This is a genomic window from Coprococcus sp. AF38-1 (assembly GCF_003603945.1).
GTDB lineage: Bacteria > Bacillota > Clostridia > Lachnospirales > Lachnospiraceae > Coprococcus > Coprococcus aceti.
Genome location: NZ_QVGO01000007.1, coordinates 172,598 through 182,920, shown reverse-complemented (window position 1 = coordinate 182,920; position 10,323 = coordinate 172,598). Strand labels below are relative to the sequence as shown.

The following is a 10,323-nucleotide window of genomic DNA, read 5'->3' as shown; positions in this document are numbered from 1 at the left end:
GAAACAGGCTTATCTGGTGGATGCTTTTTTGTTATCTATGAGGCGGAGGAATCTGTCCGCCTGAGAGATGATAAAGTCCTTAAGTGCTTTATATGGAAATACATTCGTTGTATTATTGCCTACATCGGTGCCTATGGAGGTGAATGAGTCGAGATCACTCCGCAGTCTGCTCTGTGAGAAACATAGACATTTTTTTATGGTCATATCAGGTGATGAAACCTTCGGTATGATCGGTGAGAAATCCCTGATAAACAATGGATTTGTCACATTGTAATCACCGTAGAAAAACTGTTCTGAGAAGAAATCCCGGAATGGGATGCACCTTCCCTCCGGCTGCATGCTGAGCTCGTGCATTCGGACATGGTCTATGTCGCGTGTCACACAGGTGGGAGTGTTATCGCCTGCCTCAAACTGAAAATATTGCGGCCAGAATTCCTCCACATAGGCGGCGTCCATCATGAGATGGGCAAGTATGCCAAGGTCGGCAGGTGTCATAGCTTCCACTGGATATTCTGACAATATGTGATCGATGTCCGGATATTTTGTTATGAGATCGTTCTGCCATTCCGGCCTGAAATGTGTCAGGGCTTTGTCCGTAACCGCATCTGGAAGAACGCAGCCCAGCAGGAAATCATTCAGCAGCTCCGGCTGGGATTCCTTTGAAATATGAAGTTTATCTGCGATGTATCTGCCCTCGCACAGGTGTATTATGTATCCCGGCATTGCAGCCCTCCCATATAGAATATATTTGTCAATTTGTAAAAAAGTGTACCCCCGGAGCCCCCGTAATGTCAATAAAGACAATTTCATACAAACAGTTTACTTGACTTATAATTTGTTAGGCGGTAAAGTCATAGATGGATAAATGGGATATCCATATCAGAGTAAAAGGAGAAACGTGTTGAATAACGATTACAACAAAGAACAAAACGACAAGAATGACGACAACAAGAATAATGGCAACAAAGGCAAAAACAGGAATGTCATGGTTCTGCTTGTCATCTCGGTGATATTGACACTGCTGTGCTGGAGAGCATACGACAAGATCACAAATGGAACGAAAAAAGAGATCCCGTACAGCGGATTTGTGGAGATGCTGGATTCGGGAGAGGTGGACAATGCAGAGATATATGCCAAGAAGATCAAATTTACCTCAAAGGAGTCTGATGGAACTCTGGACAAGAACACCTATGTGACTGTGAGGATAAGCGACGATAAGCTGGCAGACCGACTTAAGACGGCCCATGAGAAGTATGCCACAACATACGAGGGAAAAGACGAGAGCGGTTCAGCCATGGTCGGAACGATACTTTCATATGTGGTAATGATAGCTGCATTCTATCTGTTTCTTTCGCTCGTGACAAGGCGGAGCGGAATGATGGGCTTTGGCAAATCAAACGCCAAGGTATATATGGAGAAGAAGACCGGAGTCACATTTGCAGATGTTGCAGGAGAGGATGAGGCAAAGGAATCCCTGACTGAGATGGTCGACTTCCTTCACAACCCTAAGAAGTATATGGCTATAGGTGCAAAGCTTCCAAAGGGAGCACTGCTGGTCGGCCCTCCGGGAACCGGAAAGACACTTCTGGCAAAGGCTGTTGCCGGAGAGGCAAACGTGCCATTTTTCTCCATGTCGGGATCAAGCTTCGTGGAGATGTACGTGGGAGTCGGAGCATCGAGAGTCAGAGACCTGTTCAAACAGGCATCTGAGATGGCTCCTTGTATAATATTCATAGACGAGATAGATGCCATAGGCCAGAGCAGAGACAGCGTGAGGGGCGGTGATTCGGAGAGAGAACAGACACTGAACCAGCTTCTTGCCGAGATGGATGGATTTGACACATCCAAGGGAATAGTGATACTGGCTGCAACCAACAGGCCGGAGACACTTGACAAGGCACTCCTGAGACCGGGAAGATTTGACAGAAGAGTAATAGTTGAGAAGCCGGATCTTCAGGGTAGAATAGACACGCTGAAGGTACACTCCAGAAATGTCAAGATGGATGAGACTGTGGATCTCCGTGAGCTTGCGCTTGCCACAGCAGGTGCGGTTGGAGCAGATCTCGCCAACATAATAAATGAGGCGGCGCTCACTGCGGTCAGATCCGGAAGGAGCATGGTTTCACAGGCTGATCTGATTGGTGCGGTGGAGCTTGTATTTGCAGGAAAAGAGAAGAAGGGCAAGCTGCTCGGCGACCAGGAGAAGAAGGTCGTTGCATATCATGAAGTTGGACATGCTCTTCTGGTTGCTCTCCAGAAGCACACTGAGCCTGTTCAGAGAATTACAATAGTTCCTAGAACGATGGGTTCTCTGGGATATGTATGGCAGGTGCCTGAGGAAGAGAAGTATATGGAGACCAAGGCTGAGCTTGAGGCGAACATTGTGACGACCCTCGGCGGAAGAGCTGCAGAGGAATTGAAATTCGAGTCAGTGACCACCGGCGCGGCAAATGATATAGAGCAGGCGACCAAGACAGTGAGAGCGATGATAACCATGTACGGAATGTCAGACAAGTTCGGACTCATGCAGCTTGAGACTGTTCAGGGAAAATATCTCGACAGAAATGCAGTGCTCCAGTGTTCAGACAAGACTGCTGCAAAGGTCGATGAGGAGATTAGGAATCAGCTCAAGAAGGCATATGATGAGGCCAAGAAGCTTCTCTCAGAGCACATGAATGCGTTGGATGCCATCGCACAGTATCTGATAGAGAAGGAGTCGATAACAGGCCAGGAGTTCATGGAGATATTCAACAGAGTTGAAAATGCTGAACAAAATGTTGAACAGGAATAAAATTAAGACAATAATAAGATCAAAAAAAGAGAAGCCGGGGCTGGCAAAAAGCTCCGGCTTCTCTTTTTTCTATATCTGCTTTAGATTATATCTGCTGAAGATCGTCCAGGGTCTTGCCGTATGCCGGTAAAAACTCACACACGAAGTCGTTTACCTCGGGATAAGTCTCAGCCATCTGTGACACGGAATTCATGATCGTACCCATGGCACTGGAGAACTCGGTATTTCCCGATCCTGTCTCCTCCATGCATTTGATCAGGGCGGACAGCTTGTCAGCCGCTTTGACGAGCTTCCAAAGATATACATCATTCTCGTCGTCGGCATCCTTAAAGAATATCGGTTCATAGGCTGGTCTGAGATCGTCCGGCAGCTTGTCAAGCAGTGTGTGGCATGCGATATCTTCCACATCCTTGAAGGCTGTCTTGATATCATCGTTGTAGTATTTCACTGGGGTCGGCATGTCGCCGGTGATGATCTCCGATGCATCGTGATAGAGACCTATGAGTGCAGCTCTCTCGGCGTTCAGAGTCTTGCCGTAGCGTACATTGCCGATGGTTGCCAGTGCGTGGGCTATCATGCTCACCTCCAGGCAGTGCTCACACAGATTCTCCTCGCGGTTGTTCCTCATGAGTGCCCATCTGTCAATATATTTCATTCGTGATATAAGTGCAAAAAAGTTGTATTCCATCATAAAATCCTCGTTACTTCTGTTTATCGTTGTGGAAAAAGTTATATACCGCAGTGGCTGCAGTCTTGTTCATTCCCTGCGGGATCTCGAGATCAGCAATGCTGGCGGCACGGATCTTGTCTATGTCCTTGAAGTATGCCAGAAGAGCCTTTCTCCTTGCCGGACCGATGCCCTCAATATCGTCTAGAACTGAGTGAATCTGGGATTTGCTTCTGAGACTTCTGTGGTACTCGATTGCAAATCTGTGGGCCTCATCCTGAAGTCTTGTTATCATGTTGAAGGCCTGTGTATTTGCAGGAAAATCTATCTCCTTGTTGTTGTAATAGAGTCCTCTGGTTCTGTGGTGGTCATCCTTTACCATTCCGCATACCGGGATGTTGAGACCAAGCTCGTCAAGAACCTCCAGAGCTATGTTGACCTGACCCCGGCCGCCATCCATCATGAGTACATCAGGGTAGATATTAAACCGCTCGTCTGTGAACCTTCTTGTGAGTACCTCCCTCATGCTTGCGTAGTCATCCGGCCCGTCTATGGTCCTGAGCTTGAACTTTCTGTAGTCATTCTTCTTGGCGCGTCCGTTTTCAAATACCACCATGGATGCCACGGAGTGATAGCCGCTTATATGCGATATATCAAATGCTTCAAGGCGTCTTGCGGATGAAACTCCGATAAGCTGTGCCAGCTCATTTGCCGCACCCTCAGTGCGCTCCTTTTCACGCTTGAGCTTGTCGGCATCTTGGTTCATGACCAGAAAAGCATTGTCCTTTGCCAGCTTGAGAAGCTTCTGCTTGTCTCCCTTCTGGGGAACAATGATGTGTACCTGACTTCCCCGGCGGGCGCTCAGATATTCCTCGATGACCTTGTAGTCCTCGATCTGCTGCTCGATAATGATCTCCTTTGGCAGATATGGAGTGGAAGCGTAGTATTGCTTGAGAAAAGACTCCATGATCGTGCTGTAAGCCTCAGCATTTACGCCGCTCATGTGGTAGTGTTCCCTGCCGATCATCTTGCCGGATCTTATGAAGAATATGGATATGACACACTCATTTCCAAGATCGGTGGCCATGGCGATCACATCCCTGTCGTCTGCGCTTGTGTCACCGACTCTCTGGGTGGACTCAATGTGATGGATGCTCTTTATCAGATCCCTGATCTCGGCGGCCTGTTCAAATTCCATATCCTCGGCCAGCTCCTTCATCTGCTTTTCGAGATCCCTGATCACATGGCCGTGGTTGCCGTTCAGAAAGCTTATGGCATCCTGGACATTTTTGTTGTAATCATCCTTGGAGATATATCCCTGACAGGGCGCCATGCACTGCTTTATCTGGTGATACAGGCAGGGCCTTTCAAGGCCCATATCCCTTGGCAGAACCTTGTTGCAGCTCCTGATGTGATACAGCTTTTTCATCAGCTCTATGATATCCTTCACCGCTTTGGAATTGGTGTATGGGCCGAAATATTTGGAGTGATCCCGTTTCATCTGATGGCTGTACAGTATGCGCGGGTAATCCTCCTCCACAGTAATGCGGATATAGGGATAACCCTTGTCATCCGTGAGCATGGTGTTGTAGTGCGGTCTGTGCTCCTTTATAAGGTTGCACTCTAGAACGAGAGCCTCGATCTCTGAACCGCAGACAATATATTCAAACCATGCAATATGGGATACCATCTTCTGAATCTTCGGGGATTTCTTGTAGCCGGTCTGGAAATACTGATGTACTCTGTTGTACAGATCTATGGCTTTTCCTACATATATAATATGATCCCCCGAATCGTGCATGAGATATACTCCTGGGACATGGGGGAGCTTCTTAAGTTCTTCTTCAAAATCAAACATGTCATTCACCTCAAAAATCTTAGATAAGTATATCACTATACTTACTATCATGTCATTCTTTCATCAGAAAATTTGAAAAATAAAAAAGGATTTTGAGAAAAAACGGAGAATAATAAAAATGTGTGGTAAGAAATATTGATCATGTGATAGGAGAGATTCTATGACGATACGGGAACAGCAGGAAAAAAGGGAGCACGAAGTGCTCAGCAGATATGCGGCGTTCAGTGATCAGTCCACAGGACGTGACAGACCGGAGGAGCAGTGCGACCTCAGAACGGTCTACCAGAGAGACAGGGACAGGATACTCCACTGCAAGGCGTTCAGGAGACTTAAGCATAAGACTCAGGTATTTCTGTCGCCGGGTGATGATCACTACAGGACCAGACTGACCCATACTCTGGAGGTGTCGCAGATAGCAAGGACGATAGCCAGATCACTCAGGCTTAACGAGGATCTGACGGAGGCGATAGCGCTGGGACATGACCTGGGACATACGCCATTTGGACATGTCGGTGAGCGGACACTTGCGGCCTGCGCGGGCAATAATTTCAGCCACAATGTTCAGAGCGTAAGGGTTGTGGAACGTCTTGAGAACCGTGGTGAGGGACTTAATCTCACCTGGGAGGTCCGGGACGGAATGCTAAACCATAAGACATCATGCACTCCGCATACGCTGGAGGGACAGTGTGTGAGACTGGCGGACAAGATAGCGTATGTCAATCATGATATAGATGATGCGATAAGGGGTAACATATTGAAGGAGGAGGATCTTCCGACCAATATCACCGACATTCTCGGGAAGAATACCCGCACCAGACTGAACTGTCTCATACATGATGTGATAAATACGAGTCAGGACAAGGATTATGTCGGTATGTCGGCGGAGATCGGGGATGCTCTGGGGAAGCTGAGAACATACATGTTCAGATATCTCTACACTAACCCGATAGCCAAGAGCGAGGAGCTCAAGGCCGACAAGATGCTGAGGATATTGTATGAATACTTCATTGAGGACGCCAGCAGGCTGACAAATGAATGTGTTGAGATGATATATATGGGAGAGGATCCCAAGACAGTCGTGTGCGACTACATAGCTGGTATGACAGACAATTATGCGATAGAGACATTTAAGAGTATATATATACCGAAGTCCTGGAAGGTCTGAGCATACCTGACAAACAGGAGGAATCGAATTGTATTATTCGGATGACGTGATAAATGAAGTCTTGTCAAGAAATGATATAGTGGATGTTATCGGAAGCTACGCAAGCCTTAAGAAGAAGGGCGCGAATTACGAGGCATGCTGTCCGTTCCATCATGAGAAGACTCCGTCATTTAAGGTCAACAGGGAAAAACAGATGTATCACTGCTTCGGCTGCGGAGTCGGTGGCAACGTGTTTACATTTGTCATGGAATATGAGAACCTCAATTTCCCGGAGGCTGTGGAGAGACTTGCGGAGAGGGCTGGAGTACAGCTCCCTGAGAAGTCCATGAACGCCCAGGAGAGGTCGAGGGAGCAGTATAAGATAACGCTCAGGGAGATGAACAAGACTGCGGCTGCATATTTTCATTATATATTGAAGCACAGCCAGCATGGTGAGAAGGCTTATGAGTATTTTCACGAGACAAGAGGTCTCTCTGATGAGACGATAAATAAATTTGCGCTTGGATATTCAGATATATACAGGGATGATCTGTACAGGTATCTGAAGAGCAAGGGATATACAGATGATCAGATGAAGGGCTCGGGACTTGTTGAGATCAGCGAGAAGGAAGGCGGTGTGGACAAGTTCTGGAACAGAGCCATGATCCCGATACTGGATATAAACGGCAAGGTCATCGCATTTGGCGGACGAGTCATGGGCGATGGAAAACCGAAATATATAAATACCAGTGATACTGCGGTGTTCGACAAGAGCCATACGCTGTTTGCCATGAACATAGCAAGGCGGAGCAGGAGAAAAGGATTTATATGCTGTGAGGGATATATGGATGTCATCTCCATGCATCAGGCAGGATTTGACAATGCCGTGGCATCCCTTGGAACGGCATTTACATTTGGACATGCTGGGATAATAAAGAGATATGCCGATGAGGTTTATCTGGCGTACGACAGTGACGGCGCAGGCGTGGAGGCGACGAAGAAGGTTATAGCAATTCTCCGGGAGGTCGGAGTCGGCGCAAGAGTCATCAATATGAGACCGTACAAGGATCCCGATGAGTTCATACAGAACCTTGGAAGCGAGGCATTTGAGGAGAGGATAAAGAAAGCTGAGAGCGGAATGATGTTCCTTGCAAGGATATATTCTGAGGAATATGACCAGAGCGATCCGGGTGAGCTGACCAAGTTCCAGAACCAGATAGCGAGGGAACTGGCATATATTGAGGACGACCTGGAGAGAAATAATTATGTCGATGCCATAGCGAGGAAATATGTGATCGACAAGGATGCCCTTGCCGCGAAGGTACATGCCTACGGTGTTGCGGGCACGGCAAAGCCGGAGATAGTGGAGCGGGAGACCCGCAGACTCCAGGAACAGCAGGGCTATGAAGAGTTCCCGGGAGACCAGAGCGCGGGAGCTCCGGGAAGACCTGAGACAAAGGATAATAAGACCGCCAAGCTGCTGCTCACATGGCTTGTGAACCGGCCGGAGCTGTTTGCCAGACTTGACGGCGTGGTGAGTGAGGCGGACTTTGAGCCGGGAATATACCGGACCGTAGCGGACAAGCTGTACTCACAGTACAGGGAGAAGCACAAGGTTGAGCCCGCTGTGGTGGTGAACACATTCCAGGATGTGGAGGAACAGAGACTGGTGGCAGGCATGCTCCAGACAGATCTGGCGATAGACATGACCGAGGAGGAGGTTGGCAATGCCATAACCGAGGTCGTGAAAAAGATAAAGCTTGCCAGCATAAAAAAGCAGCTTGAGAGCGAGAATGACATGATGAAGGTTCAGCAGCTCATCAAGGACAGGAAAAAGATAGAAAAGTTTAAAGTTATTTTATAAGAAATAAACAATACATTATGTGGAGGAAAGATATGAGTACAATGGATGCGATCAATTCAAATGAAGACAAGTATATGATCAAGGTGAGTGAGGACGATGCGATCAACGCAAAGTTCAACACAAAGCTTCAGGAATTGCTTGACATAGCTCACAGCAAGAAGAACGTTATAGAGGACACAGAGCTCATCAAGCATTTTAACGATCTCAAGGAGGTTGCCCTTGATCTGGATACCATGCAGAAGATCTTCAATTTCCTTGAAAAGAACGGTGTGGACATACTTCAGATAACAGATGACGATGAGGAGGAGCCAACACTTGACGAGGACGTGATCGCTGAGGGCGAGGATGTTGAGAAGATAGATTTCACAGATACAGGTGATATATCAAGCACAACACAGGATCCTGTCAAGATGTACCTGAAGGATATAGGAAAGGTGCCTCTGCTCAGCGCGGAGGAGGAGATAGAGCTTGCCAAGAGAATGGAGGCAGGCGATGAGATGGCAAAGAAGAAGCTTGCTGAGTCCAATCTCAGACTTGTTGTAAGTATAGCCAAGAGATATGTTGGACGTGGAATGTTATTCCTCGATCTAATACAGGAGGGTAACCTCGGTCTGCTCAAGGCCGTGGAGAAGTTTGATTACAGAAAGGGTTACAAGTTCTCAACATATGCGACATGGTGGATCAGACAGGCCATCACAAGGGCCATCGCAGATCAGGCGAGAACCATAAGAATCCCGGTTCATATGGTTGAGACCATCAACAAGGTTACCAGAGTGAGCAGAGATCTGCTTCAGAAGCTCGGCAGAGAGCCGCTTCCAGAGGAAGTCGGAGAGGTTATGGGACTTCCAAAGGAGAGAGTTCAGGAGATCATGAAGATCGCACAGGAGCCTGTATCACTGGAGACTCCTATCGGTGAGGAGGAGGACAGCCATCTTGGAGATTTCATACAGGATGAGAGTATCCCTACACCTGTTGAGGCGACAAACCAGACACTGCTGCACGAGCAGCTCGACGAGGTAGTCAGCACACTTACAGAGAGAGAGCAGAGAGTTATAAAGCTCAGATTTGGATGGGATGACGGAAGACCAAGAACCCTTGAGGAAGTCGGCAAGGAGTTCAATGTCACAAGAGAGCGTATCAGACAGATCGAGGCAAAGGCGCTCAGAAAGCTGAGACATCCTAACAGAAGCAGAAAGCTCAAGGATTTCCTGTATAACTAGCAGAGAGGACCGCGCGATCTGGCATGGATGGTGCGAGGATAATAATTATGAAAGATATAGAATTGTCACTTCGTATGAAGACTGTTGCCGACATGGTAAAGCCCGGCGGCAGAGTGTGTGATATTGGATGCGACCATGCATTTGTGTCCATATACCTTGTGGCAAATGGCATATCGGACCGGGTCATAGCATCAGATGTTAGAACCGGTCCGTGTGCTATAGCCAGGGATAATATAGCCAGGTGGAATATGACAGACCGTATTGATCTTAGACTCGGAAACGGACTTGCAACCATATCTCCGGGTGAGGTGGATTCCATCATAATAGCCGGCATGGGAGGAATCCTCATAACGGATATACTTGAAGCCGGCATGGATGTGGTACAGTCAGCCGGTCAGCTCGTGCTGCAGCCCCAGTCGGAGACAGAGCATTTGAGAAGGTACATCGCAGAGAATGGCTGGAAGATCACAGAAGAAAAAATGCTGATAGATGCTGGCAAATACTACGGTGTACTGAACGTGGATGTGACAGCACAGGATTTTGGTAATAAGTCAGCCATGGATGAAGTATATTATAAATACGGATATTACCTCATACATAATCATGACAAGATCCTCGGAGAGTATCTGAGGGATAAGCTTGATTCGACCGGAAAAGTCCTTGAAGGACTGAAGAAGGCGGATACGGTCAATGCCAGACGGCGTGCCGGTGAGCTCACGCATGAAAAGGAATGCATGGAAGAGGCATTGAGACTTATATCGGATATGGAGTAGATATTT

Annotated in this window: 8 protein-coding genes; 5 read left to right on the top strand and 3 right to left on the bottom strand. The window is 47.6% G+C overall.

Features of this window, described 5'->3' with window-relative positions; all coding sequences use genetic code 11:
* Window positions 1-9 precede the first annotated feature (9 nt).
* Entirely contained in the window at window positions 10-723 is a 714-nt protein-coding gene (locus DW025_RS11910) for a hypothetical protein (protein ID WP_117549352.1), read from the bottom strand.
* 262 nt (window positions 724-985) lie between these two features.
* Between DW025_RS11910 and ftsH the strand changes: the two genes are divergently transcribed.
* On the top strand, window positions 986-2,791 hold the full coding sequence (gene ftsH, locus DW025_RS11905) for an ATP-dependent zinc metalloprotease FtsH (RefSeq protein ID WP_117549473.1): 1,806 nt from the start codon (window positions 986-988) through the stop codon (window positions 2,789-2,791).
* An 85-nt stretch (window positions 2,792-2,876) separates the two neighbouring features.
* Here the strand turns inward: ftsH and yfbR are convergent, their stop codons facing one another.
* Together yfbR and uvrC are read right to left on the bottom strand one after the other, a co-directional pair.
* The gene (yfbR, locus tag DW025_RS11900; protein WP_117549350.1) at window positions 2,877-3,479 is read right to left on the bottom strand and encodes a 5'-deoxynucleotidase; all 603 of its coding nucleotides are present in this window, start codon (window positions 3,477-3,479) and stop codon (window positions 2,877-2,879) included.
* A 13-nt stretch (window positions 3,480-3,492) separates the two neighbouring features.
* Window positions 3,493-5,316 (bottom strand): excinuclease ABC subunit UvrC, encoded by a 1,824-nt coding sequence (gene uvrC / locus DW025_RS11895; protein ID WP_120000075.1) that lies wholly within the window; start codon window positions 5,314-5,316, stop codon window positions 3,493-3,495.
* 160 nt (window positions 5,317-5,476) lie between these two features.
* Between uvrC and DW025_RS11890 the strand changes: the two genes are divergently transcribed.
* From DW025_RS11890 to DW025_RS11875, 4 genes are read left to right on the top strand one after another with little or no spacing between them, the layout of a single operon-like run.
* The gene (locus DW025_RS11890) at window positions 5,477-6,481 is read left to right on the top strand and encodes a deoxyguanosinetriphosphate triphosphohydrolase (protein WP_022216126.1); all 1,005 of its coding nucleotides are present in this window, start codon (window positions 5,477-5,479) and stop codon (window positions 6,479-6,481) included.
* Window positions 6,482-6,509: 28 nt separating this feature from the next.
* Window positions 6,510-8,324 carry a DNA primase gene (gene dnaG, locus DW025_RS11885; protein WP_022216125.1) on the top strand — a complete coding sequence of 605 codons (1,815 nt, stop codon included), beginning with the start codon at window positions 6,510-6,512 and terminating at the stop codon, window positions 8,322-8,324.
* Between the two features lie 32 nt (window positions 8,325-8,356).
* Window positions 8,357-9,544, top strand: coding sequence for an RNA polymerase sigma factor RpoD (gene rpoD, locus DW025_RS11880; RefSeq protein WP_022216124.1), 1,188 nt, complete (start codon window positions 8,357-8,359; stop codon window positions 9,542-9,544).
* A 47-nt stretch (window positions 9,545-9,591) separates the two neighbouring features.
* Complete coding sequence (locus DW025_RS11875) at window positions 9,592-10,317, top strand: tRNA (adenine(22)-N(1))-methyltransferase (protein ID WP_120000054.1); 726 nt, start codon at window positions 9,592-9,594, stop codon at window positions 10,315-10,317.
* The last annotated feature ends 6 nt before the right edge of the window (window positions 10,318-10,323 follow it).

What these genes read in the sequence shown, in the direction of transcription:
- DW025_RS11910 (WP_117549352.1), bottom strand. Translation starts at nt 723, where the DNA reads ATGCCGGGATACATAATACACCTGTGCGAGGGCAGATACATCGCAGAT.
- ftsH (WP_117549473.1), top strand. Translation starts at nt 986, where the DNA reads ATGGTTCTGCTTGTCATCTCGGTGATATTGACACTGCTGTGCTGGAGA.
- yfbR (WP_117549350.1), bottom strand. Translation starts at nt 3,479, where the DNA reads ATGGAATACAACTTTTTTGCACTTATATCACGAATGAAATATATTGAC.
- uvrC (WP_120000075.1), bottom strand. Translation starts at nt 5,316, where the DNA reads ATGTTTGATTTTGAAGAAGAACTTAAGAAGCTCCCCCATGTCCCAGGA.
- DW025_RS11890 (WP_022216126.1), top strand. Translation starts at nt 5,477, where the DNA reads ATGACGATACGGGAACAGCAGGAAAAAAGGGAGCACGAAGTGCTCAGC.
- rpoD (WP_022216124.1), top strand. Translation starts at nt 8,357, where the DNA reads ATGAGTACAATGGATGCGATCAATTCAAATGAAGACAAGTATATGATC.
- DW025_RS11875 (WP_120000054.1), top strand. Translation starts at nt 9,592, where the DNA reads ATGAAAGATATAGAATTGTCACTTCGTATGAAGACTGTTGCCGACATG.